The organism is Pseudomonas sp. GW823-FHT06E10, from assembly GCF_058794995.1.
Genome location: NZ_JBXAHJ010000018.1, coordinates 69362 through 95105, shown reverse-complemented (window position 1 = coordinate 95105; position 25744 = coordinate 69362). Strand labels below are relative to the sequence as shown.

The window sequence follows — 25744 nt, the reverse complement described above, 5'->3', positions numbered from 1 at the left end:
ACACAAAGTCTGTGTACGACCAGGTTCAAATGTGGGAGCGAGCTTGCTCGCGATTGAACGATAACGCGGTATCAAGCCTGGCTTTGCTTAGCCTTCAGATTGCGTGCATACCACGGCCGCTGCGGCACTTTGCGGAACAAATCCTTCAGTTTCGTCTCGTCCTCGCCAAAGGTAATGCGCAACGCCAGCTTCATGGTTTCCGGGTCCATTTCCACTGACTTGCCGGCCTGCAACCCCGGTGTGGTGCTGCAACCGTGGGTGCTCGGGCCGAGCCACGGGTCGTCGATCTCGACCCAGCGTCCCGGCGCGAACCATTGCACGCCGTTGACCTGCAGCCGACTGACCTGCCCCGGATGAAAACGCTCGTGGGCGCGGAACCAGTCTTCCAGGCGATCGTCGATCCAGCCATGGAAATGCCAGAACACCGGGCTGACATGGGAAGAAAACGGGTCGCCGAGAAAATCGTTTTCCGGTGCAAACCAGCGTGCGGAAAAGTCCGCCGGATCCCGGGCGAACGGCACCGGCTGACCGTTGGACGGATCACGCGGCACCGAAGCCCAGCGCATGTGCAGCCAGTCGTGCAGGCCCAGTTCGACCTCCGAGCCGAACTGGCCGAGGGTCAGCGTCGACAGGTAGCGCGGATCGCGGTAGCGGGATTCCCAGACCTGGAAATTGCTGTGATACGTCTCGCCGGTCTTGATGTCGCTGACCCATTGCGAGTACTCGTCATCGTCCTCGGCCAGCCAGGTCGGCGGCAGCGCGGTGCCGTCGTGATTGTCGAAGTAACGCGCAAAGCCGAGCCGGTCCCGCGCCAGCTCCGGTTGCGGCAACGGGAAATGCGTCCAGGACGGCAGGTCCTGCATCGAACGCGCGGTGCCGAGCATGTGCCGGTGCATGAAGAAAAAGTCCACGCCAGAACCGTTGCGATCCTTGCGCACACCTCGGGCATCGCGCTCCTGGTCCCGCGGTCCGGGTTGCCAGCCGAGCCCGCGCAAGGCGCCGCGCTGGTCTTCGGACAGCTTGTGCCACTTGTCCCGGGAGGCATGCCAGAGCTGGTGGAACAACCGGTGCTCCGGCGATACCAGCCAGGCGAGCAGGGTCGGATTTAGGCCGGCGCGCTCGCGAGCTTCAGGGAATACCCGTTTGACGGCGATGAAGCGATTGTCCTGGGCGGTCAGCATCAGTGGCCGATTCAGGTCCAGCACACGTCCACTGAGACTGCCGCTGCCAGCATTACCGAAACCGGCCCAGACCTCGTCCAGGGTCATGTCGAACTCGTAATCGCAACAGCCGCTGGCGCCCAGCAGACGCCAACCCAGCTGCTTCGGGTTGGTCCCGGACAGATCGCCGAGCACCCGGTAACGGGGCGTTTCGGTGGAGCGCAAACGCTCGGCGGTGTCGAGATAACCACTGACACCGCGCCCCTTGTGGCCGATGTCGAGGAACACTTCCAGGCCTTCGAGGGGCAAACCTTCGATGCCGGCGTCACGACCTTCGAAACGAATCTGCCAGACCCCGCGCAAGGTATCCGCCAAGCGTTGGCCGGCAACATCCGCCACCTCGAACGAAGCTTCGCCTGGGGTGATCGTCGGGTCCGGCCTGGTCAGTTCGCGATGCCCGTAATACACCGCCGGCACGGCGGCACCGGTCAGCGCCAGACCCGCGAGGAACCATCGTCGAGAAATCGTCATTGCCCTACCTGTGTCAGCCATGGAGCAGGCTTTATCCAAGCTAGAACGTTTGTTGCCCGCATAAATTTAAAAGCATCGCGAGCAAGCTCGCTCCCACACTGGATCTATGTCGCACTGAAGATCCCTGTGGGAGCGAGCTTGCTCGCGATGAGGCCATCAGCCGCGCTAAATTTTCCGGTCAGCCACTCGTTCCCCCCAGATAGCAAAGGCCCCAGCGCCTGATCCGGGGCGGCGAACCTGACTGAGACGGCAATGACAAAATTACGTTCGAAAAAGGCTCTTTTCATCGGCCTGCCGCTGGCCCTGGCGATCAGCGCGGGTGCAGGCTTCGCGGCCTGGGATCACTGGTTCAGGGACAACCCCGGCTACCCGGTCAAGGTGATGAAACAGGCCGAGCAACTGCAGGAACGCATCCTCTCGTTCGACAGCCACATCACCGTGCCCATGGATTTCGGCACCGCCGGCAACGAAGTCGACAAGGATGGTGAAGGCCAGTTCGACCTGGTCAAGACCGGTCGCGGGCGTCTGTCCGGGGCGGCGCTGACGATTTTCGGCTGGCCGGAGATCTGGAACGGTCCCAACGCGCCCCATCGCCCTACCGCCGGCTTCGTCGACGAAGCCCGCTTTGAGCAGGAAACCCGCTACAAGATCATCAGCGCGATGGTGCGTGACTTCCCCAATCAAGTGGCCATCGCCTACACCCCCGACGACTTGCGCCGCCTGCACGGCGAAGGCAAGTTCGCGGTGTTCATCAGCATGCTCAACGCCTACCCGCTGGGCAATGACCTCAATGCGCTGGACAAGTGGGCTGCGCGCGGCATGCGCATGTTCGGCTTCAGCTACGTGGGCAACAACGCCTGGGCCGACTCGTCGCGGCCACTGCCGTTCTTCAACGATTCCCGGGATGCCTTGGGCGGGCTGTCGGACATCGGCAAGCAAGCGGTGCATCGCCTCAATGACCTGGGCGTGATCATCGATGTGTCGCAGATGTCGACCAAGGCCCTGGAGCAAGTGGCGCAACTGAGTCGCACGCCGATGGTCGCCTCCCACTCGGCACCGCGCGCCCTGGTGGACATCCCGCGCAACCTCAGTGACACGGAAATGCAATTGATCAAGCACAGCGGCGGCGTAGTGCAGATCGTCGGCTTCCCCACCTATATCCGCCCGCTGAGCCAGGCCACCCAGGACAAACTCAACGCCCTGCGCGCCCGTTTCGACCTGCAACCGCTGCAAGGTCTGGAGATGGCATTGATGCCCGGCGACCCGGTGATCACCGTCTGGCCCGAGCAGCGTTTCGGCGAGTACGCCAGCCAGCTCTATTCGATCCTCGACGAAGAACCCAAGGCCACCCTCAAGGATTACGGCGATGCAATCGACTACACAGTGAAAAAAATCGGCATCGACCACGTAGGCATCAGTTCCGACTTCAACGACGGCGGCGGCCTGGACGGTTGGAAAGACGTCAGCGAGGCCCGCAACGTGACCGCCGAACTGATCAGCCGCGGCTACAGCGACGCCGACATCGCCAAACTCTGGGGCGGCAATTTCCTGCGGGTCTGGGACCAGGTGCAGAAGTCTTCCCGGCCTGTGGTCCAGCACTGATTCTTATCTATTGCCAAAGCGAACCGAATCCATGACCAACCGTCGTTCATTCCTCAAGCAGGCCGGCATTCTGGCGGCCGGCATTCCCCTGGCCTCCGCCGTGAGCCTGCCAGCACGGGCCGCCAGCCCCGCGCCACTGCCCAAGGACAAATGGGACCAGTTGCGCCAACTGTTCACGCAGGACCCGAACTACCTGCACTTCGCCAACTTCCTGGTGACCTCGCACCCGCTGCCTGTGCGTGAAGCCATCGAGATGCATCGCGCCAATCTCGATCGCAACCCGGGCCTGGCCATGGACTGGCATCGCGGCGAAACCGAACGCCGCGAAGAAGAGGTGCGCGTGTGGGCCGGTCGCTACTTGAAGGCCAAGCCGTCGCAGATCGCCCTGACCGGCAGCACCACCGAAGGCCTGGCGATGATCTACGCCGGTATCCACGTGCGCCCGGACCAGGAGATCCTCACCAGCGAACACGAGCACTACGCCGCCAACAGCGTGTTCGAATACCGCACCCAAAAGGACGGCACCCAGGTTCGCAAGATCAAATTGTTCGAAGACCCGTACAAAGTCTCGACCGCCGAAGTGCTGGCCGCGATTGAACGCAACATTCGCCCCGAAACCCGTGTACTGGGCATGACCTGGGTGCATTCCGGCAGCGGCGTGAAGCTGCCAATCGGCGAGATCGGCAAACTGGTGGAGGAGAAAAACCGTGGCCGCGCCGACAAGGACCGCATCCTCTACGTAATCGATGGCGTACACGGCTTCGGCGTGGAGAACGTCGACTTCCCGGACATGCACTGCGATTTCTTCATTGCCGGCACCCACAAATGGATGTTCGGCCCACGGGGCACCGGGATCATCTGCGCCCGCTCCGACGAGCTCAAGGACGTGACCCCGACCATCCCGACCTTCTCCGAAGCCACCCAGTTCTCCACGGTGATGACCTACGGCGGCTACCACTCGTTCGAACACCGCTGGGCACTGACCGAAGCTTTCAAATTGCACCTGGAGCTGGGCAAGGCCGAGGTCGCGACGCGCATTCACGACATCAACAGCTACCTGAAGAAACGCTTGCAGGCACACCCGTCGGTGGAGCTGGTCACGCCGCTGTCGCCGGAGTATTCCGCCGGTTTCACCTTCTTCCGCATCAAGAACCAGGACTGCGACGAAGTCGCCAACTTCCTGATGGATCAGCGCGTGGTGTGTGACGCCGTGGACCGTGATGTCGGGCCGATCATTCGTGTGTCGCCGGGGCTGCTCAATACCCAAGCGCACATCGACAAGTTGATGGAACTGATGGCCAGCAAGCTCTGAACCGCCGATTCCCTTTAGCGAGAACCCTTATGAAAAACATCCTGAACAGGGGGCGTTCCAAAAGCCTGGGCGCCCTGATGCTGCTGGCATTGCTCGGCAGTGCCATGCCCGGCCTCGCCCAGGCGTATACGGCGCCGCTGCCGGGCAAGGTCTTCAAGGATTGCCGTAACTGCCCGGAAATGGTGGTGCTGCCCGCCGGCACCTTCACCATGGGCACCCCGGAAGACGAAGTCGGCCGTGAGCCTGATGAAGGCCCGATGCATGAGGTGACGTTCGACAAGCCGTTCGCCATGAGCCGCTACCAGATCACCGCTGGCGAATGGGACCAGTACCTCAAGGAAACCGGAATCACCCTGCCCGATGGCGACACCCGCCCCGGCCGCGAGTGCATCAACAGCAAGCCGCGTTATCCACAGAGCCCGCGCCAGCCGGCAGTGTGCATGAACTTCGCCGAGGTCAGTGCCTACGTCGCCTGGCTGTCGATGAAGACCGGTCAGCACTACCACATCGTCAGCGAGGCCCAGCGCGAATACGCCGCCCGCGCAGGGTCAACGGGGCCCTTCCCCTTCCCGTTCGACCCCGGCACCGAGTACAGCATCGCCACCCACGCCAACACCTACGGCCCCACCGATGGCTACAGCTACAGTTCGCCGGTCGGCAGCTACCCGCCCAACGCCTTCGGCATGTACGACATGCACGGTAACGTCTACGAGTGGATCGCCGACTGCTACCACCCGGACTACGTCGGCGCTCCCACCGATGGCAGCGCCTGGACCGAACCGAACTGCGATACCTTGCGCATCCGTGGCAACGACTGGGGCGAAGCACCGGTGTTTTCCCGCTCGGGCAACCGCAATGACATCGACCCGCAAACCCGTGGCGACTGGATCGGTTTCCGTGTAGTACGCACTCTCTGACCCCCTTGCCCTTGTGGGAGCGGGCTTGCTCGCGAAGGCGTCGTGTCAGCCAACATCAACTTTTCTGATCCACCGCTTTCGCGAGCATGCCCGCTCCCACAGGTTTGGCACCACCTGTCTCCCACCGTTTAAATTAAGCCCTTCACCAGACGTTCTACTGGGTATCTGCCTTACGACCCAAGGAACTGTCTGCCATGACCCAGCCTACCCGAGGCGCCATCGGCGAATTACTGGCCCTGTTGAAACCGTTTCGACTGATCGTCGCCGCGTCCATTTTCCTGGGCATGGTGGGTGGTCTGAGCGTGACAGTGTTGCTGGCCACCATCAACAACGCGCTGCATTCGCCGCACGGCCTGACCCAAGGCGTGGTCGCGCTGTTCGGCGGCCTGTGCCTGCTGGCCCTGGGCAGCTCGATCTGCTCCGACATCGGCACCAACTATGTTGGCCAGCACATCATTGCCAGGCTGCGCAAAACGCTGGGGGAGAAAGTCCTTTCGGCGCCCATCGAGCAGATCGAGCGCTACCGCAGCCACCGGCTGATCCCAGTGCTGACCCACGACGTCGACACCATCAGCGACTTCGCCTTCGCCTTCGCGCCGCTGGCGATTTCCCTGACCGTGACCCTTGGCTGCATGGGTTACCTGGCGATGTTGTCGTGGCCGATGTTCCTGATGATGGTGCTGGCAATTGCCATCGGCACCGGCATCCAGTTCTATGCGCAGGGCAAGGGCATCCAGGGTTTCATGGCCGCCCGCGATGCCGAAGACGATTTGCAAAAGCACTACAACGCCATTGCCGGCGGTGCCAAGGAATTGCGCATCCACCGCCCGCGCCGCCAGCGCATGTTCGTCAAGGGCATCCAGGGCACCGCCGATTTCATCTGTAACACCCAGGTGCGTTCGATCAACACCTTCGTGATCGCCAAGACGCTGGGCTCGATGCTGTTCTTCGTGGTCATCGGCCTGGCGCTGGCGCTGCAATCGTTCTGGCCGAGCGCCGACCAAGCGGTGATGAGCGGTTTCGTGCTGGTGCTGCTGTACATGAAAGGCCCGATCGAGCATCTGGTCAGCACCTTGCCGATCGTGAGCCGGGCGCGGATTGCCTTCCGCCGCATCGCCGAGCTGTCCAGCCAGTTTTCCTCGCCCGAGCCGCACCTGCTGCTCAACGACAACGGCATCCGGCCAACCGTGCTCGACCGCCTGCAACTGAACAATGTCAGCTACGCCTTCCCCGCCGCACCGGGCAGTGACGCGTTTCGCCTGGGCCCGGTGAACCTGACCATCGAGCAAGGCGACATCATTTTCATCGTCGGCGAAAACGGCTGCGGCAAGACCACCCTGATCAAGTTGCTGCTGGGCCTCTACGCGCCGCAACAGGGTTCGATCCAGCTCAACGGCCAGGGCATCGATGCGCACAATCGCGACGACTATCGCCAATTGTTCACCACGATTTTTGCCGATTACTACCTGTTCGATGACGTGGTCCAGGGCGACCAGCACATCCCCGAAGATGCCAACGCCTACCTGCAACGGCTGGAGATCGCGCACAAGGTCAGCGTCAGGGACGGCAGCTTCACCACCACCGACCTGTCCACCGGCCAGCGCAAGCGCCTGGCGCTGGTCAATGCCTGGCTGGAAGAACGCCCGGTGCTGGTGTTCGACGAATGGGCCGCCGACCAGGACCCGACCTTCCGCCGCATCTTCTACACCGAGCTGCTGCCGGACCTCAAACGCCTGGGCAAAACCATCATCGTCATCTCCCACGACGACCGTTATTTCGATATGGCCGATCAACTGGTGCGCATGGAATCGGGCCGGGTCGTCACCGAGCGCGCAACCGCCTAAGCGCCGTGGCCGCACGCAAATCCTTGTTTTTTGAAGTTTGTTTTCCGGTTTAGCCAAAGTGGTCCGTCTAATAATAATTATCATTAACTAAAAAACTGCACACACTATTCTGGAGCGATTCGAGCAATGCAAAGCCTTACTCTGTCCCGCGCACCTTTGGCGTTAGCCATCGAACGGCAAAAGAAATTCCGAACGGTCGTGCCGGGCGCGCTGCTGACCCTGTTGCTGCTGGGTACGTCCCAGGTCGAAGCAGCCCCGGTGAACGTCAATGTACCGGCTCAGTCGCTGGCCAGTGCATTGCGCCAACTGGGCCAGCAGACCAACCTGCAGATTCTCTACAGCCAGGACATGGTCAACGGCATCAAGTCCACGGCGGTGTCCGGCAACATGGAACCGGAACAGGCACTGAAAACCTTGCTGCTGGGGAGCGGCATCAATTTTCAGTTGAATGGCAACACCGTGTCGCTGGTGCCATCGGCCGGTGACTCCAGTGCATTGCAACTGGGTGCGACGTCCATCACCGGCGTGGCGCTGGGGCCGACAACCGAAGGCTCGCACTCCTACACCACCAATGAAGTCACCATCGGCAAAGGCAACATAAAGCTCAAGGACATCCCGCAGTCGGTGTCCGTCGTCACGCGCCAGCGCATGGACGACCAGAACCTGAACAGCCTGCAGGACGCCATGCGTCAGGTCACCGGCGTGACCATCAAGACCTACAACTCCGGCTCCAGCCTCAATGACGTCTACATGCGTGGCTTCCTCGTCGACCAGGTGCAGGTCGACGGCGTCTCGCAGCCCACCGGCCAGGGCGACATGGCCACCAGTTTCGACCTGGCGATGTACGACCGCATCGAAGTGCTGCGCGGCCCGTCGGGCCTGTACCAGGGCGCGGGCGAACCCGGCGGTACGATCAACGTCGTGCGCAAGCGCGCCCTGAGCAAATTCGCCCTCGGTGGCGAACTGGCCGCCGGCTCTTACGATCGCTACCGTTCTTCGGTGGATGTCACCGGCCCGTTGAACGAACAGGGCACCGTGCGCGGTCGTTTCATCACCGCCTACGAGAACAACCAGTCTTTCGTCGACTACGCGCAGAACGAACGCCCGATGGTCTACGGTCGCCTGGAATTCGACCTCGACCCGGCCACCACCCTGTCGGTCGGCGGCGCTTACCAGAAGAACAACTCCACCCCGGCCTTCGGCCTGCCGGCCTACGCCGACGGCTCATTGCTCGACGTGCCGCGCTCGACCTTCGTCGATGCCAAGTGGAACACCCTCAACGAAAAAGTCTGGGAATCCTTCGCCGAGCTCGACCACGAACTGGACAACGGCGGTCAGTTCAAGACCACCCTGACCTACCGCGATGCCGAAACCCCGGAGCGTAACTTCACCTGGGCCGACGGCGCGGTCGACCCGGCCACCGGTGACAGCTGGGCCGTGGCCTACGACTACTACACCCACATCAAGACCGTCGGCGTCGACAGCTTTGTCACCACGCCGTTCGAGTTCGCCGATCGCCGACACGAGTTCACCGTGGGTGCCGAGTACCAGCACCTGGACAAGGATTTCACCTACGGCGGCGGCGAGTACTTCCCGATCAACGTATGGAATCCGGGCAGCATCGACATTCCCCGCAACGACTATGCGCACGTCAATGGCAACTGGTCCAAGTCCGATCAGTACGGCGTCTACACCCGCGCCAAGTTCAACGTCACCGACTGGCTCGATGTCATCGGCGGCAGCCGCGTGACCTGGTACGAAAGCGATGCGAAAAACGCCAACGCCTTCTTCAACAACTTCGGCGAAGCCCACACCAGCATCAACCGCAAGGTCGTGCCGTACGGCGCCATCATCGGCAAGATCACCCCTGAACTGTCGACCTACTTCAGCTACACCGGCGTGTTCAAACCGCAGAGCGAAATCGGCACAAACGGCGAGCCGGTCGGCCCGCGCGAAGGCAAGCAATACGAAATCGGCCTCAAGCGCGAATTCTACGACGGTCGCCTGAACGCCAGCATCGCCGCCTTTCGCATCTACGATGAAAACCGCGCCGAATACGACAACACCTCCGGTGCCTACATGACCGAAGGCAAGGCACGCAGCCAGGGTTGGGAAACCGAGTTGAGCGGCAACCTGACCGACAACTGGAGCATCGTCACCGGTTACGCCTACACCTCCACCAAGTTCCTGGACGGCGACCAGGCCAACAAAGGCAAGACCTTCAGCACCATCACGCCCAAGCACAACTTCAACCTGTGGACCAAGTACGAGTTCACCGACGGCCCGCTCAAGGACTTCAGCGTCGGCGGTGGCGTGCGTGTGGTCAGCGACACCTACTACCAGCGTGACGTGAAGTTCCATCAAGGCGGCTATGCTGTTACCTCGGCGCAAGTCGGCTACAAGTTCAACGAACACCTGTCGTCGACACTGACCGCCAACAACCTGTTCGACCGCAAGTACTACGACCGCGTCGATGCCTCCTGGGGCACCAACTTCTACGGCGACCCGCGCACCCTGACCCTGAGCCTGCGCGCGCAGTACTGATGGCTGAGTGCTCTCACTTGTAGGAGCGAGCTTGCTCGCGATGGTCGTTAACGATAACGCGTGTTTACTGGTTAAACGCTGCGCCTATGAGTCCATCGCGAGCAAGCTCGCTCCTACAGCGGCCCTGATGGCTGACTGCGACCACTTGTAGGAGCGAGCTTGCTCGCGATGGTCGTTAACGATTACGCGTGTTTACTGGTTGAACGCGGCGCCTGTGAGTCCATCGCGAGCGAGCTCGCTCCTACAGTGGCACGGTTCCGTTTTCTGCTTGCGCAGCGGCCCTGAGTTGATCGGTATCGACACGAACAAACGTGGAGTCCCCGACAGCGGTCAGGACATCCCCGGCGAAGACCTCGCAAATAACCCGACTTTTGCGCCCGACCTCGCCCTCGACTTTTGCACGCAGTGTCAGGGGGACCCCCATCGGGGTGGGCTTGATGTACTTGATGCCCAGGTTACCGGTGACGCAGGTGATGTGGGGCAAGCTGCCCACCTCGCGCTGTTCTGCCCGGTAGTGATATGCCATCGCTGCCCAGTTGGAGTGGCAATCGACCAGCATCGCGATCAAACCGCCGTAAACCAGACCCGGCCAGCCGCAATACTTGTCATCCGGCATGTGCTGCGCCATGACATGCACGCCGTCTTCATGCCAGAAGCTCTTGATGTGCAGCCCGTGCGGGTTTTGGCTGCCGCAGCCATAACAAACGCCTTCAGGCGCGGCGATGTCTTGAAGCGAAATGTCCTGCGTGGTCATACCGTGTCCATCCTTAATACCGGGGGCCAATCGTCGTGGTTGAAAGCGGCGGGCAGCATCGGGCCGTAATGATCATACACAGCCGTTACTGAGCGAAAAAGTGGGTTAGGTACTTCAAAAGCGATGTCCCATTGTCTATAGGACATCCACCAATGACTTCATATGCGTCGCAAAATCATCCTGGATCGGCCGGAACCCGCAGCGCAGGTAAAAGGCGGCGCCCTCGGGTGTGTCCGTGGACAGTCGCACAACGCGAAAATGCTCACACGCCAACTCCAGCAGGTGCTGCACCAACGCTTTGCCCACGTTCTGGCCCCTTGATGCACGTGCGACGTAGACCCGCCGTAATCTTCCTGTGTCCCGCCCGGCAAATGGATCGCACGAGAGCCCGCCAATGGCAATCAGCCGCCCGTTCCGGAACGCCCCGAAAAGACACTCACCCTGCTGATCGAATCGATTGGCACCGCTTTCCCATTCCTCGATCAACCGGGAGAGGAACCTGAAGCCTTCGGCAACGGCCTGCGTTTCCAGCTCCCGGAGTTGCGGCGTAATCCCTGAGATTTCAAATATCGCCAATGGGTCCGTTGACGTGACCACTTGCAGGTTACTGCCAGACTTGTCTGTGAGGTTCGCTTCGCGCCCGGCTTTCAAGACCCACTCTCGGTAGCGTTTACGGGTGTGCACAGCTCAACCAGCGTTCCGTCAGGGCATCGAACGTAAGACACGGTTTGCCCCCAGGGTTTGGTAGTCGGGGCAGCGATTTCGCTGGCGCCTGCTTGAATCGCTTTGGCATGGGCCACGGGGACATCCTCGGTTACCAGCCCGACTTCGATGCCTAGCGGTTTGAGGGATGAGTGCGCCGGGACATGACCGGTGCTGAAGTTCGATGCGGCCAGTTCATCGGCGGCGAATGCCAGCGCGGTTTCGCCGGTTTCCAGTTCGCCATAGGTGCCGGACTCATGGATGAACCGAACGCCGAGCCCGAAGGCCGATGAGAAGAACTTGAGAGAGGCCTCTACATCCTTGACGTAGATGATCAGGTAGCCAAATTTCATGAACGAACATTCCTTGTCGTGCCAATCGAGCGGTGAATCTAGCAGTTTTTAGCCAGGTGTCGAGGAACGCCAGGCCTTTTCAAATTTCAGACATTTCCCAAATGTTTTCGCGAAACGTATCGAGCGTAGAAATCTAATAGTCGCCTGTTAAACATCGCTAACCACGATTTTTTAAGCAGCCTACAGGTTACTTCGTGAAAGCCACAACGCCTTGCGTCGTTGCCTACAGGTACGCCAGAATCCGCCGGCTTGTGCGCCTTGGGGGTCGTCGGTAACTTGATTCGGGTCACTGATTGTCAGTGATCGGGTTTAGTAGCCCGGCCAAGGTTAGAACGGTCGCATGAGTATCATCAGTCAGGCATCTGCCTGTGTTTGATGGTGGCTGTGCGCATGGCGCCCCCGGGCGCGCCGGTTCCTCACCTTGCCGGTCTACTAACTTGCGCACAGCTGCCACCCTTTCGTTTAGTAGCGAACTGGTGCTGCCCTACTTAAAGGTAAGTATCTATGTTCAAGGTAACTCCAAACCCGCCGGAATCCGATCCGGCCTCCCCGTACGAAAGCCCCGATTCAAAGCAATTCCACCAAGCCGCCGAGCGCGCGCTCGATCACCACCTCAACCCCGGCACCAACATCATGGCCACCCCGCGCACACCCAGCACGATGTTCATCGTCAATCCCGAACTCAGTATCGAAACCCTGCTGGTGCACGCCTGTGAGTCGCTGGCGTCGGCCAATGTCATGGCCAACGATCTGGTGGATCATCTACAAGGAACAAGCCGCAATGCGCTGTTGGGGATTGCGCAGGTGATCATGCTGGGGGAACTGGCGGTCAATCGGGCGCTGGATCGGCTTGATCCGCCTTAGTTATCCGAGTCAGCGCAAAACAAACTGTGGGAGCGAGCTTGCTCGCGATGGCGGTGTGTCAGACACATCAATGTTGAATGTGCTGCCGCTATCGCGAGCAAGCTCGCTCCCACAGGGGGACGGCGTCGCTGATCACTACGCCATGCGTCAGGCCAAACTCTCGCTGATCTGCGCCGCCAGTTGCCCCAGCATCCCCGGCACTTCCTGGACCATCTCGCCCATGCGCGCAAAGTCGTGGGTCATGCCGGCCTTGACCTCCAGCACCAGGGGTTGCCCCGCAGTACGCAGTTTCTCGGCCCAGGCCAGGCCTTCATCGAGCAACGGGTCGTATTCGGCCAGCCACAGGACGGTGGGTGTCAGACTTTGCAAACGCTCGACGTACAGCGGTGAAAAACGCCAGTCGCTGCGATCCGCTTCGCTGCGTTGGTATTGCTGGTAGAACCATTCCAACGTGGTGGCTTCCAGCAGATAGCCTTCGGCGAATCGCTCGAGGGACGGGCGTTTTTTTACCGCGTCGATCACCGGGTACAGCAGCACTTGCAGACGAGGCACAAGCGGCCAGCCCAATGGATCCTGGGCAATGGCGATGCACAACGAGGCCACCAGGCTGCCGCCGACGCTGTCCCCCGCCAGCGCAATGCGCCTGGCGTCCAGCCCCAGCGCCTTGGCTCCGGTGATGGCCAGCCAACGCGTGATGTCTTCGGCATCGTTGTATGCAGTGGGAAAACGGTGCTCAGGCGCCAGTCGATAATCCGCCGACAACACGGCAAACTCCCCCGCCAGCGCCAGTCGCCGGCACAGGGTGTCGTGGGAATCGAGGCTGCCCACCACGTAGCCGCCGCCATGGAAGTACAGCAACACCGGGCGCGGCTCGTTGTCCGGTTGTGGTTTGGCGTACAGCCGCGCATTGAGCACATGCCCATCCCGTGCAGCAATGCTGACCTCCGTCACCGTCAACGCCCCCGTCGGGGCCGCATCGAGCAACTGCGAAGTCTGTTCGAACTGCTGCCGCGCTTCGCTCGGGTTCAGCTCATGCATGGGTTGGCTTTTGCCGCTGAGGCGGCCGAACTCGGCCAGCTCTAGAAACCCTTCGATGTCCGGGTGCAGTGCCATGGGCGGTAGTCTCCAAAAATAAACAGTCTTGCCCTGGTAAACGAACCGGGCGGGATGTTCATTAGGGCTCAATGAAGACCCTCCCATGCCGAACGAAAACATGTGGCGAGGGGGCTTGCCCCCGTTGGGTCGCGAAGCGGCCCCAGAACCAGCGTTTGAGATTAGTCAGACATGCCGCGTTGTTCGGGATTGCGACTGCTTCGCAGCCGAACGGGGGCAAGCCCCCTCGCCACAGGTAAGTGGGCCTGACCACGAATGAACGGTTCAGACCAGCGGCACCACCTCCCGGCCAAGCGCCGCCACCACGGCGTCCAGGCACTCCTCCTGCTGCAGGATATCGAAGTGGCCGGCCGTTACCGCTTGCACCTTGCGCAGCCGTGGTCGCTGACGCTCCAGGGTCGCGCGTTCGGCCGTCGGGTTGCCATCGGCCCACCAGCAATGCAGCTCGGCCTGCGGAATCGGCAAGGTCTCGACCTGTCGCGACAGCGCCTTCAAGCGCGCGCTGACCATGAACGTCTGGGCCAGCTCATCGGCACCGAGCAGCGCGTAGCCGCTGGCCTGATCGCTTTCGCTGTCGATCACCGCACGAATGATCCGCGCCACTGCCTCGTGGTCCCCCGTCGACTCGGTACTCAACACCCGGGCAATCACCTCGCCATCCATGCCCAAGGTTGCACCGAGGAACTCGGCCAGATCCGTGCGCCACTCATCCGGGCTGGCGACGGCATTGACCTGGGTTGGCACAAAGCTGTCCACCAGGCCGACAAACGCCACTCGCTGGCCCTGCTGTTCGAACAAGTCACTCACCATCAACGCCAACGCCCCGCCCAGCGACCAGCCCAGCACGTGGTACGGCCCCAGGGGTTGCCGGGCGCGGATCGCCTCGACGTAATCCTGGGCCATCTGCGCAAGCGAGCTGTCGTGCCACTGCCGGTCGAGCAGCATCCGGCATTGCACGCCGTACACCGTGCGCTCGCCATCCAGGCGTCGGGCCAACGGCTCGTAGTCGAACACCGTGCCGAAACCGGCGTGCAGGCAGAACAGCGGCGGCTGATCATTCACCACCTGATTAAGCAGCAACAGCGGTTGCGGACTGTGTCGCAGCGGCTGTTCATCGACACCGGACAACCCGGCAATCGTCGGCTTGGCCATCATGTCCCGCAGCTTGAGCTGGAAGCCCGGCTCGTTCAGGGCACGGACTTTCGAGATCACCTTGAGGGTGCGCAGCGAATCGCCGCCCAACTCGAAGAAGTTGTCGGTAATGCCAACCTTCTCGATGCCCAGCACCTGTTGCCAGATATCCGCCAGCGCCCATTCCAGCGGCGTGCGCGGCGCCACGTAGTCACGGCCGGTGAAGGCCGGGTCCGGCAAGGCCTTGCGATCGAGCTTGCCGTTGGGGGTCAACGGGAAGCGCGGCAGCACCACGACCTGCGTCGGTACCATGTAGTCGGGCAGGCTCTCGCGCAATGCCGCTTGGCAACGCGGGCCGAGGCCGTCATCTTGCGCCGCCACCACATAGCCCACCAGCTGCGGCCCCTGGCCGTTGTCGCGCACCACCACCAGCGCATCGTTGACCCCGGCCTGCTCGCGCAAGCGGGCTTCGATTTCACCCAGTTCGATGCGGAAGCCGCGCACCTTGACCTGGTGGTCGATACGCCCGACATAATCGAACACGCCATCCTCGCGACGGCGCACCAGGTCGCCGGTGCGGTACAGGCGCCCGCCTTCAGTGCTGAAAGGATCGGCGACGAAGCGCTCGGCGCTCTGCCACGGGTGACGATGGTAGCCACGCGCGACACCCCGTCCGCCGATGTACAGCTCGCCGACCATGCCCACCGGCAGCGGGTTGAGGTCCATGTCCAGCACATGCAGGCTGCGAGTGCCGACGCGTCGGCCAATCGGCGCATACATCGCCTGGCAGTGGCCGTCGGCGGCGATTTTCCACAGCAGCGGCGTGACCACGGTTTCCGTCGGCCCATAGCCGTTGACCAGGAACTGCGGCTTGAGCGTGTGCTTGACCCGCTCGAACGTGGCGTCCGGCACCGCGTCGCCACCGAAGCAATAGATGCGCACCGGCGGTGGATCGCCGCCCTGCAATTCGGCGTGTTCGGCCAGTTGCAGCAGATAGGCCGGCGGGAAACACGCGACGCTGATGCGCTGGCGGTGCAGCACGGCCAGGGTCTGTTCGGCGGTCCACAGATTGTTGTCGCGGATCACCAGGGTCGAGCCGCTGATCAGCGCGGTGATCCAGCGTTCATGGGCGCCGTCGAAGGCGAACGACATGAAATGCAGCTCGCGATTGTCCGGGTCCATCTCGTACAGTTCGGCAATGGCTTGCACGTGCATGCTCAAAGGCCCGTGGGCGACGGCGACGCTTTTCGGCTTGCCGGTGGAGCCCGAGGTGTAGATCAGGTAGGCCAGTTGCTCGGCGTGCACGGAACTCGATGGCACCGCCACATCGACGTCGAGGTTCAAGCGATCCACTGCGACCATCGCCGTGCCCGGATTGAGTTGCGCGCTATCGCACAGACGCTCCTGGGTCAGCAACAAGCGCATGTCGCTGTCGGCCATCATGTAGCGCAGGCGTTCCTGCGGGTATTGCGGGTCCAGCGGCACGTAGGTCGCACCGCACTTCATCACCGCCAGCAGCGACACCACCAGCTCCAGCGAGCGCTCCATGAACACACCGATCACATCTTCGGCCTGCACGCCTTGCTCCAGCAGATGCACTGCCAGGGTATCGGAGCGACGGTCCAGCTCGGCATAACTCAACTGCTCGGCGTCGCGATCGGCATAACTGAGCACCAGCGCCGTGTGATCCGGTTGCAGTCGCGCACGCTGACGGATCAGTTCGTGCACCGGCGTCTCGTCCCCCTCAGCCACCACCGGCAGTTCGCCGTCCAGCGCCCGGCCTTCGTCCAGAGTCAGCAGGCCCAGCTCACCGACGGCGCGCCCGGCGTCGTCGCACAAGCGCTGCATCAGGCTTTCCATGTGGCTGCGCAGGATTTCCACGGTGCCCAGATCGAACTGGTCGCGCTGGTGCATGTACTCGATGCGCAGCCCCTCGTCGAGGCTGACCATCAGGTCCATAGCGAAGCTGGTCAGGCCGAAATCGGAAACGTCCTCGAAGCGCAGGGAATCGCCGTTCCACTCGCGAAGGGTACGGTCCACCGGCTGGTTTTCGAACACGATGATGCTGTCGAACAACGACTGCCCGCCCTGCCCGGCCCAGCGCTGAATATCACTGAGCGGGGTTTGCTGGAAGTCGCGGATGTCGAGGTTGCAGGCCTGGATCTCCCGCAGCCAGTCGCCGACGCTGGCTTCGGTCGGCACCGTGTTGACCACCGGCAAGGTGTTGATGAACAACCCGAGCATGTTCTCCGAGCCGTTGAGTGTTTCCGGGCGCCCGGACACCGTGGCGCCGAAGGTCACCGTGCGCTGGCCGGTGTAGCGCTGCAACAGCAGCAACCACGCGGCTTGCACCAGGGTGTTGAGGGTCACTTGCTGTTGCTGGGCAAAGGCCTGCAAACCCGCGGTCTGCCCGGCGCTCAGGTGCGTATAGATCGCGTGATAACCGGCTTGCGGCGCCTTGACCGGCAGTGCGCGGGCCAGGTGCGTGGCGCCTTCGAGGTTACTGAGTTTGCCTTTCCAGAACGCTTCGCTGGCCTCGGCGACTTGCTGGCCGAGCCAGTCGATGTAGTCGCGATAGGCGGCCACCGGCTCGTGCTCCTCGCCGCTGTAATGGCGCAGCACTTCACCGATCAGGCGCGACACGCTCCAGCCATCCATGAGGATGTGGTGGTAGGTCCAGATCAGGCGATAGCGGTCGTCTTCCAGGCGCACCAGCAACAGGCGCAACAGCGGTGCGCGGTTCAACGAGAAGCCGCGTTCGCGCTCCTCGAGGGCCAGTTGGCGGACGCGCTCAGGCTGATCATCGAGCCCGCGCCAGTCCAATTCAGTGAGCAGTGACGGCGCGTCACGCAGCACCACTTGCAGCGGTTCCTTGTCGCCTTCCCAGAGGAATGCGGTGCGCAGAATCCCGTGACGTTGGGCAGCATCCGCCCAGGCTGCGCGGAAACGCGGACCGTCGACGCCACGCACACCCACTTCGATCTGATTGACGTACAGCCCCGAGTCGCCGTCCTGCACCGAGTGGAACAGCATGCCTTGCTGCATCGGCGACAGCGGATAGACGTCCTCGACTTCGTCCGCCGTCAATTCCAGCGCTTGATACTGCGCGTCACTCAGCTCGATTTTCGCTGTCGGTGCAACCAGCGCCGGCACGGCTTCATCCGCCACGACCGGTTGGACCACCGTCGCCAGCCCGGCCAGGGTCGGATGGCTGAACACGTCCTTGGGTGAAATGCTCAACCCGGCCTTGCGTGCGCGACTGACAGCCTGGATCGAGACGATTGAATCGCCGCCCAGTTCGAAGAAGTTGTCGTGCATGCCAATCTGCGGCACTTCGAACAACGCCTGCCACACGGCTTGCAGCGTCGCTTCCACGGCACTGCGCGGCGCAACGTATTCGCGCACTTGCAGGTCCGGTTGCGGCAATGCGCGGCGGTCGAGCTTGCCATTGGGCGTCACCGGCAACTGATCGAGCAGCAGCACGTGGCTCGGCTGCATGTGCTCGGGCAGCACGTTGCGCAGGTGTTGCTTGAGTGGATCAACGGCAACAGGACCTGTGACGTAAGCCACCAATTGCTTGGACTTGCCAACGTCGAGGGCGATCACCACGGCCTCGCGCACCGATGGACGCTCCAGCAGGCAGGCTTCGATTTCCCCCAACTCGATGCGCAAGCCGCGGATCTTCACTTGATGGTCGATGCGCCCGACGTATTCGATCACGCCGTCCGCGCGGTAACGCGCCAGGTCGCCGGTGCGGTACAGGCGCTCGCCCTGCTCACCGAACGGGCTGGCAACGAAGCGTTCAGCGGTCAGCTCCGGACGGTTGTGATAACCACGAGCCAGGCCAATGCCGCCCAGATACAGCTCACCCACACAACCTGGCACTTGCGGTTGCAGGCTGTCGTCGAGGATGTAGGTCACCAGGTTGGTAATCGGCTGACCGATCGGCACGCTGATGCCGCCATCGTCGACACAGGTCCAATGGGTCACGTCGATGGCCGCTTCGGTCGGGCCGTACAGGTTGTACAGGCCAACGTTGGGCAGCACGCGGAACAGGCTGTGCTGCAAGTCCGCCGACAGGGCTTCGCCGCTGCACATGACCTGCCGCAGGCTGGCGCAACGCTCGAAGCCTTCGCCCTGCACGAACGCCTGCAGCATCGACGGCACGAAATGCAGGGTGCTGACCTGGTACTGCTCGATCAGGCTGACCAGTTGCGCCGGATCGCGATGGGCACCCGGCTCGGCCACGGCCAGGCGTGCGCCGGTCATCAATGGCCAGAAAAACTCCCAGACCGACACGTCGAAACTGAACGGGGTTTTCTGCAATACGGTGTCGCGCCCGTCCAGTGGGTACGCGCCCTGCATCCACGCCAAGCGGTTGTACAAGGCCTCATGGTGGTTGGCCGCGCCCTTGGGTTTGCCGGTGGAGCCGGAGGTGTAGATCATGTAGGCCAGCGATTGCAGCTCGACCACACAGGGCAGGTTTTCGTTGCTCAGGCCGTCCAGCAAACCGGCCATGTCATCGAGACAAATCGCCGTGGTGGCGGGCGGAATCGGCAACTGCTCAAGCAAATGACGCTGGGTCAGCAGCAGGTGTACGCCGCTGTCGTCGAACATGTGCTCCAGGCGTTCGCGCGGGTAGTCCGGGTCCAGCGGCACGTAGGCGCCACCGGCCTTCATGATCGCCAGCAGGCCGATCACCAGTTCCAGCGAACGCTCGGCGGCAATGCCCACCAGCACTTCGGCGCCGACACCCTGGCTACGCAGGTAGTGCGCCAGCCGGTTGGCCTGTTGGTTGAGTTCGCGATAGCTGAGGGTCTGGCCGGCAAACACCAGGGCCGGGGCCTCCGGGGTTTGCAGCACCTGGGCTTCGAAGCACTGGTAAACCGGACGCACATCCGGCCAGGCCTGCGCGGTGCGGTTGAAACCCTCGATCTGCTGCGCCGTTTGCGCGGCATCGAGCAGGTTCAAGCGCCCCAATGGCAGTTGCGGCGCACTGACCATGGCATCGAGCAATGCCAGCAGACGTGTGCTCAAGCCTTCAATGGCTTCTGCGCTGAACAGCGCCGTGTCGTAGTTGAAACGCAAATCCAGGCATTCACCCAGCTCGGCGGCGATGGCCAAGGGGAAGCTGGTCTGGTCGTGGTTGCTGATGCCGGAGAACTTCAGCGCGCTGGAATTGCCCTCCTCCAGCGCCTGGGCCACCGGATAGTTTTCGAACACCAGCAGCGTGTCGAACAGCGCCTCGCCAGAGTGACCGGCCCAACGCTGTACATCCGCCAGCGGTGTGTATTCGACTTCACGCAACTTGAGGTTGAGCGCCTGGACTTCATCGATCCATTGGCTGACCGTGCGCTCGGGGTGCGGTGTGGCGATCACCGGCAAGGTGTTGATGAACAGACCGATCTGCTGCTCGATGCCTTGCAATTCGCTTGGACGCCCCGACACCGTGGCGCCGAACGCCACTGTTTGCTGCCCGGTGTAGCGCTGCAACAGCAACAGCCACGCCGCTTGCAGCACCGTGTTGGGCGTGACGCGGGCCTGACGGGCGAACCCGCTCAGGCGCTCGGTGGCTGTGCGGTCCAGGCTCAGGTGCAGGGTGCGATGAGCATCGCCCTGCCCGGCAACCGGCCCCGGCAAGGCGCCGGCCAGTCGGGTCGGTTCGGTGAACGACTGCAATTGCTCCAGCCAGAACGCTTCGCATGCGGCGCGATCGCGGGTGCCCAGCCAAGTCATGTAATCGCGATAACCGCCAACACTCGGCGCCGGCATGATTCCGCTATACCGCTGCAGCACTTCGCCGAACAACTGCGAAGTGCTCCAGCCGTCGAGCAGGATGTGGTGGTTGGTGAAGATCAGGTGATGGCGGTCATCGGCGGTCTGCACCAGGGTCAGGCGCAGCAACGGCGCCAGTGTCAGATCGAAACCGCGCAGACGGTCGTCCTCGGCCAGGCGATCCAGCGCTCCGGTAACCTTGGGTTGATCGCGCCAGTCGAGCACGGTAAGCGGCAGCGTGGCGTCGGCCAGGATCACTTGCAACGGCCGCGAGCCGTTGCTTTCGCTGAAGAACGCCGCGCGCAGCACTTCATGGCGCTGCAGCGTCTGCTGCCAGGCATCGCGGAACGCCTCGACGTCGAGCCCCTGCACATCCACGCGCATCTGCGGGACGTAGGCCCCGGCATCCGGGGCGAACAGGCTGTGAAACAACATGCCTTGCTGCATCGGCGACAGCGGCAGGATGTCTTCGATCTGGCTGGCCGCCAGCGGCAAGGCATCCAGCTGCGCCTGATCGACGCGCACCAGTGGCACGTCGCTCGGGGTCAACCCGCCGGCACCGCTCAGGCAATGTTCGATCAGCCGTTGCAGCTCCAGGGCGTAGGCATCGGCCAGACGCTGCACGGTCTGCGGGTTGATCACGTCACCGCTGAAGGTCCAGCTCAGGCGCAGTTGCCCGGCATACACCTGACCGTTGATGCTCAGGCCCCGGTCCAGTTCGGCCGATGCGCCCTGTTCGGCGCCACCGCTTTCCCGGGCCGGGCGCCACGGCGCCTGCTCGTCGAAGCTGGCATCGAACTGGCCCATGTAGTTGAAGGTGACCTGCGGTGACGGCAGATCCTCAAGACCGGCGTCCGCCAGATAGCGCAGGATGCCGAAGCCGATACCTTTGTCGGGCACGGCGCGCAACTGTTCCTTGACTGCTTTGATGCTGCCGGCCAGATCAGTGGCCGGGGTGAGTTTCACCGGGAAGATCGAGGTGAACCAGCCCAGGGTGCGGGTCAGGTCGATGTCGTCGAACAGGTCTTCGCGGCCATGGCCTTCCAGTTTCACCAGCGTCGAAGTTTGACCTGTCCAGTTGCCCAGTACCCGCGCCAGCGCGGTCAGCAACAGGTCGTTGACCTGGGTGCGGTAAGCCGCCGGGGCGTCCTGCAGCAGTTGGCGGGTCAATGTGCTGTCGAGCAACGTTTCCACGCTCACGGCATGCTGGCTGGCCAGGCTGCCTTGGGGGTTGTCGGCGGGCAGTTGCACCTGTACGTCGCGGTACTGGTCTTGCCAGTAACTGGTTTGGCTGGCCAATGCAGCACTTTGCGCATGAGTTTGCAGGCGAGCGGCCCAGGCCTGATAGGCGCTGGTTTTCGCTGGCAGACGCAGGGGTTGAGCTTGCTGCGCTTGTTGATACGCGGTTTTCAAATCTTCCAGCAGCAATCGCCAGGACACGCCGTCCACCGCCAGGTGATGCACCACCAGCAGCAGGCGCTGGCCCGCCGCGCCCATGTCCACCAGCAAGGCGCGCAACAGCGGGCCGTCCTGCAGATTCAGGCTGGCTTGCGCGGCGTTGCACAGTTCAAGCAGTTCATCGGCATTGGCGGCCTGGCGCTGCCACAGCACCTCGGCGCTGTTCCACTGCTCGGCCTGGGCCTGTTGCCAGACGCCGTCGACCTGACGCAACCGCAGACGCAACGCGTCGTGATGTTCTACCAGCGCGGCCAAGGCCTGTTGCAGGCTGTCGCTGTCCAGCGGCTCGCGCAGTTCCAGCAGCAGCGACTGGTTCCAGTGGTGACGGGCCTCGATGTCTTGCTCGAAGAACCAGTGCTGGATCGGCGTCAGCAGCACCTCGCCACGCACCGGCCCCTGGTCGATGACCAACCCGGCGCTGCGTACCGCGACCTTCGCCAGGCTCTGCACGGTCTGGTGCTGGAACAGGTCCCGCGGGGTGATGCGAATCCCGGCCTGACGCGCGCGGCTGACCACCTGGATCGAGATGATCGAGTCGCCGCCCAGTTCGAAGAAGTTGTCGTCGATGCCCACGCGCTCAAGCTTGAGCACGTCTTGCCAGATCGCAGCCAACTCGGTTTGCAGCTCATCCATCGGCGCCGTGTATGCCTGCTGCGCCAGCGTTGCGTCGGGCTTGGGCAATGCCGCGCGATCCAGTTTGCCGTTGCCGGTCAGCGGCCATTGGTCGAGTTTGATCAGATGCGCCGGCACCATGTAGTCCGGCAAACCGGCCTGCAAATGTTCACGCAGGGAGTGGCGCAAATCGCTGTCGTCGCCGGTCGAGGTGAACCACGCGACCAATTGCGGGTTGCCATTGACCTGCGGTGCCAGGACCAGCGCCTGCTCGATGGCCGGATGGCTTTGCAGACGATCCTGGATTTCCCCCAGTTCGATGCGGAAACCACGGATCTTCACCTGATGGTCGATACGCCCGGCGTACTCGATGCTGCCATCGGCGCAATAACGCGCCAGATCGCCGGTGCGATACAGGCGCGCGCCCGACTCGGCGGCGAACAGGTCCGGCACAAACCGTGTGGCGGTCAGGTCTGCACGTTGGTGATAGCCGCGGGCAAGGCCGGCACCGCCGACGTACAACTCACCGACGCAGCCCTTGGCGACCGGGTTCAGGCGCGGGTCGAGCACGTACCAGCGCAGATCGCCGATCGGCTCCCCCAGCGGCGAGCTATTGGCACCATCGAGGTCGGCGCGGGACAGCGGCCGGTAGGTCACATGCACGGTGGTTTCGGTGATGCCGTACATATTGATCAGCAACGACTGCCGGTCGTCGAAGGCGTCATACCACGGACGCAGGCTGGCCACGTCCAGCGCCTCGCCACCGAACACCACATACCGCAGGGACATGTCTGGCGCATTGGCGCAGGCGAACGGCATCAACTGGCGAAAGGCCGAAGGGGTCTGGTTGAGTACCGTGACTCCCTCATCACTGAGCAAGCGGGCGAAGTCTTCCGGGGAGCGGCTGACCGCGTGGGGCACCACCACCAGCTTGCCGCCGTAGAACAACGCGCCAAATATTTCCCACACGGAAAAGTCGAAGGCATAGGAGTGGAACAGGCTCCACACATCTTGCGCATTGAAACCGAACCAGTGCTCGGTGGCGCTGAACAGCCGCGTCAGGTTGCTGTGGGGCAGCAGCGTGCCTTTGGGTTTGCCGGTGGAACCGGAGGTGTAGATGACGTAGGCCAGGTTCGCTGGAGCGGTCAGGTTCGGCAGGTTGTCGGCACTGGCCTCAAGCAGCCAGTCGCTGGCGTGATCGAGGCAGATCACTTCAATGCCTTCGTTCAACGGCAGCTGCGGCAGCAGCGCGGAATCGGTCAGCAACAGGCGCGTGCCGCTGTCGGCGAGCATGTAGGCCAGGCGGTCCTGCGGGTATTGCGGGTCCAGCGGCACATAGGCGCCACCGGCCTTGAGGATCGCCAGCAGGCTGACGATCATCTCCAGCGAACGCTCCAGGGCGATGCCCACCAACACATCGGGGCCGACGCCGCGCTCGCGCAGGCGATGGGCGATGTGGTTGGCGCGTCGGTTCAGTTCGGCGTAAGTGAGGGTGACGCCGTCGCAGGTCACGGCGATGTTGTGCGGGTGCGCGGCGGCCTGGGCTTCGATCAGTTGATGGGCGCACAACAGGTTCGCCTGATCGCCGTTCAACACCGCGCTGCGATTCCAGTCGAGCAAGGTGGCATGCTGCTCGGAGGCGTCGAGCATGGACAGGTCCGCCAAGGCAACCGTGCTGTCAGTGCAAATCGCCTGCAACAGGTTCAGCCAGTGCCGGCCGAGACGCTCGATGGTCGAGGCGTCGAACAGCTCGGTGGCGTAGACGAACGACGCGTGGATGCCCTCGTCGCCCTCGACCGTGTCGAGCATCAGGTCGAACTTGGTGGTTTTCTCATCCCAGATCAGCGGTTCGACGCTCAGCCCCGGCAGGTCCCAGCGTTGCGGGCCGCCACTGTCGCGCTGGTGGTTGAACATCACCTGGAACAGCGGCGTGTGGCTCAGGCTGCGCTCCACGCCCAGGCCATCGACCAGTTGCTCGAAGGGCAAATCCTGATGGGCCTGTGCGCCGAGTGCCGCGGCCTTGATCTCGGCCAGCAACTGCACAAATGGCCGGTCGGCCCGGGGCTGGCTGCGCAACACCTGGGTGTTGACGAAAAAGCCCAGCAGGTTTTCCACGTCCTGGCGGGTGCGGTTGGCAATCGGCACGCCGACACGAATGTCCTGCTCGCCGCTGTAGCGATGCAACAGTGTCTGCAACGCTGCCATCAGCACCATGAACAGGGTGCAGCCTTCGCGGCGGGCAAGATCACGCAGTTGAGCAGTCAACGCCGTGGAGATGTTCAGCTCGACGCTCGCACCCTGCTGGCTCGGAATCGCCGGGCGACGACGGTCAGTCGGCAGGTTCAGTGGCGGGTGCTCGCGGCCCAACTGCACGCGCCAGTAATCGAGCTGGCGATCGGCCTCGCCGGCCTCCAGCCACAGCCGCTGCCAGCGGGCGAAGTCGGCATATTGGATGCCCGGCTCCGGTAGCTGCGGGGCCTGCCCGGCGCTCAGTTGTGCATAGAGCCGGGTGAACTCCTGCAACAGGATCGGCAGCGAACCGCCGTCGGTGACAATGTGGTGGAAGGTCAGCACCAGCACATGTTGCTGCGCATCGAGGCGGATCAAGCGGCAGCGCATCAACGGACCGCTGTGCAGGTCGAACGGCTGCTCGGCGTTCAGGGCGATCTGCCGCTGCAGTTCGGCCTCGTCGCCAGCGCTGACTTCGAGCAGCGGCGCATCCATCCGTGGGTGAATCTTTTGCAGCACTTGCCGGTCGTCGAAAACGAAGGTGGTGCGCAGCACTTCGTGACGCTGCACCAGCGCGCTCAGGGTCTGCGCCAGCGCCTCAGGGTTGAGTTCGCCGCTCAGGCGGAAGGCACCGGTCAGGTTGTAGGCAGTGGCCTGGGGCTGCATCTGCCAGAGGAACCACAAGCGCTGCTGCGCGTAGGACGCCGGCAGCGTGTCGACGGCGCGGTCCCGTGGCGGGATCGGCAGCAGTTCCAGGGTCAGCCCCTGGGCATGCATCTTCTGTTGCAACGCGCGCCGGGCGTCCGCGCTCAAGCCGCAGAAACGCTGGGCCAGGGTCATCAT

General features: G+C 62.8%; 11 protein-coding genes and 2 pseudogenes. 6 read left to right on the top strand and 7 right to left on the bottom strand.

Annotated elements, in window-relative coordinates; all coding sequences use genetic code 11:
• Nucleotides 1–71: 71 nt before the first annotated feature.
• Complete coding sequence (gene pvdP, locus AC1Q6Y_RS24540; protein ID WP_492625344.1) at nucleotides 72–1691, bottom strand: pyoverdine maturation tyrosinase PvdP; 1620 nt, start codon at nucleotides 1689–1691, stop codon at nucleotides 72–74.
• 252 nt (nucleotides 1692–1943) lie between these two features.
• On the opposite strand from pvdP, the gene pvdM reads away from it, so the two are divergent.
• From pvdM to AC1Q6Y_RS24515, 5 genes are all read left to right on the top strand, one after another.
• Nucleotides 1944–3293, top strand: coding sequence for a pyoverdine-tailoring dipeptidase-like protein PvdM (pvdM, locus tag AC1Q6Y_RS24535; protein ID WP_492625343.1), 1350 nt, complete (start codon nucleotides 1944–1946; stop codon nucleotides 3291–3293).
• Nucleotides 3294–3324: 31 nt separating this feature from the next.
• Nucleotides 3325–4605 carry a pyoverdine-tailoring periplasmic protein PvdN gene (gene pvdN / locus AC1Q6Y_RS24530; protein WP_489338971.1) on the top strand — a complete coding sequence of 427 codons (1281 nt, stop codon included), beginning with the start codon at nucleotides 3325–3327 and terminating at the stop codon, nucleotides 4603–4605.
• Nucleotides 4606–4634: 29 nt separating this feature from the next.
• The gene (pvdO, locus tag AC1Q6Y_RS24525; RefSeq protein ID WP_154908837.1) at nucleotides 4635–5522 is read left to right on the top strand and encodes a dihydropyoverdine dehydrogenase; all 888 of its coding nucleotides are present in this window, start codon (nucleotides 4635–4637) and stop codon (nucleotides 5520–5522) included.
• 194 nt (nucleotides 5523–5716) lie between these two features.
• Complete coding sequence (locus AC1Q6Y_RS24520; RefSeq protein WP_218498072.1) at nucleotides 5717–7366, top strand: cyclic peptide export ABC transporter; 1650 nt, start codon at nucleotides 5717–5719, stop codon at nucleotides 7364–7366.
• A gap of 126 nt (nucleotides 7367–7492) precedes the next feature.
• Entirely contained in the window at nucleotides 7493–9910 is a 2418-nt protein-coding gene (locus AC1Q6Y_RS24515; protein WP_492625342.1) for a TonB-dependent siderophore receptor, read from the top strand.
• A 241-nt stretch (nucleotides 9911–10151) separates the two neighbouring features.
• Here the strand turns inward: AC1Q6Y_RS24515 and AC1Q6Y_RS24510 are convergent, their stop codons facing one another.
• The 3 genes from AC1Q6Y_RS24510 to AC1Q6Y_RS24500 form a co-directional block, all read right to left on the bottom strand.
• A complete protein-coding gene (locus AC1Q6Y_RS24510) occupies nucleotides 10152–10664 on the bottom strand; it encodes a PaaI family thioesterase (RefSeq protein WP_492625341.1) in 513 nt (170 codons plus the stop codon).
• A gap of 135 nt (nucleotides 10665–10799) precedes the next feature.
• Complete coding sequence (locus AC1Q6Y_RS24505; protein WP_492625357.1) at nucleotides 10800–11261, bottom strand: GNAT family N-acetyltransferase; 462 nt, start codon at nucleotides 11259–11261, stop codon at nucleotides 10800–10802.
• Between the two features lie 50 nt (nucleotides 11262–11311).
• Nucleotides 11312–11719: a VOC family protein gene (locus AC1Q6Y_RS24500; RefSeq protein ID WP_492625340.1), complete on the bottom strand. Its 408-nt coding sequence runs from the start codon at nucleotides 11717–11719 to the stop codon at nucleotides 11312–11314.
• A gap of 504 nt (nucleotides 11720–12223) precedes the next feature.
• Between AC1Q6Y_RS24500 and AC1Q6Y_RS24495 the strand changes: the two genes are divergently transcribed.
• Nucleotides 12224–12583 carry a DUF6124 family protein gene (locus AC1Q6Y_RS24495; RefSeq protein ID WP_492625339.1) on the top strand — a complete coding sequence of 120 codons (360 nt, stop codon included), beginning with the start codon at nucleotides 12224–12226 and terminating at the stop codon, nucleotides 12581–12583.
• A 147-nt stretch (nucleotides 12584–12730) separates the two neighbouring features.
• Here the strand turns inward: AC1Q6Y_RS24495 and AC1Q6Y_RS24490 are convergent, their stop codons facing one another.
• The 3 genes and pseudogenes from AC1Q6Y_RS24490 to AC1Q6Y_RS24480 form a co-directional block, all read right to left on the bottom strand.
• Nucleotides 12731–13696, bottom strand: coding sequence for an alpha/beta hydrolase (locus AC1Q6Y_RS24490; protein ID WP_492625338.1), 966 nt, complete (start codon nucleotides 13694–13696; stop codon nucleotides 12731–12733).
• A 264-nt stretch (nucleotides 13697–13960) separates the two neighbouring features.
• Nucleotides 13961–18133: pseudogene (locus AC1Q6Y_RS24485) on the bottom strand (amino acid adenylation domain-containing protein); the annotation flags it as partial.
• A gap of 147 nt (nucleotides 18134–18280) precedes the next feature.
• Nucleotides 18281–25678, bottom strand: a pseudogene (locus tag AC1Q6Y_RS24480) (amino acid adenylation domain-containing protein); the annotation flags it as partial.
• Between the last annotated feature and the right edge of the window lie 66 nt (nucleotides 25679–25744).

Bases quoted from the DNA above. Each gene is read 5' to 3' on its own strand.
- pvdP (WP_492625344.1), bottom strand. From the start codon at position 1,691: ATGACGATTTCTCGACGATGGTTCCTCGCGGGTCTGGCGCTGACCGGT.
- pvdM (WP_492625343.1), top strand. From the start codon at position 1,944: ATGACAAAATTACGTTCGAAAAAGGCTCTTTTCATCGGCCTGCCGCTG.
- pvdN (WP_489338971.1), top strand. From the start codon at position 3,325: ATGACCAACCGTCGTTCATTCCTCAAGCAGGCCGGCATTCTGGCGGCC.
- pvdO (WP_154908837.1), top strand. From the start codon at position 4,635: ATGAAAAACATCCTGAACAGGGGGCGTTCCAAAAGCCTGGGCGCCCTG.
- AC1Q6Y_RS24520 (WP_218498072.1), top strand. From the start codon at position 5,717: ATGACCCAGCCTACCCGAGGCGCCATCGGCGAATTACTGGCCCTGTTG.
- AC1Q6Y_RS24515 (WP_492625342.1), top strand. From the start codon at position 7,493: ATGCAAAGCCTTACTCTGTCCCGCGCACCTTTGGCGTTAGCCATCGAA.
- AC1Q6Y_RS24510 (WP_492625341.1), bottom strand. From the start codon at position 10,664: ATGACCACGCAGGACATTTCGCTTCAAGACATCGCCGCGCCTGAAGGC.
- AC1Q6Y_RS24500 (WP_492625340.1), bottom strand. From the start codon at position 11,719: ATGAAATTTGGCTACCTGATCATCTACGTCAAGGATGTAGAGGCCTCT.
- AC1Q6Y_RS24495 (WP_492625339.1), top strand. From the start codon at position 12,224: ATGTTCAAGGTAACTCCAAACCCGCCGGAATCCGATCCGGCCTCCCCG.
- AC1Q6Y_RS24490 (WP_492625338.1), bottom strand. From the start codon at position 13,696: ATGGCACTGCACCCGGACATCGAAGGGTTTCTAGAGCTGGCCGAGTTC.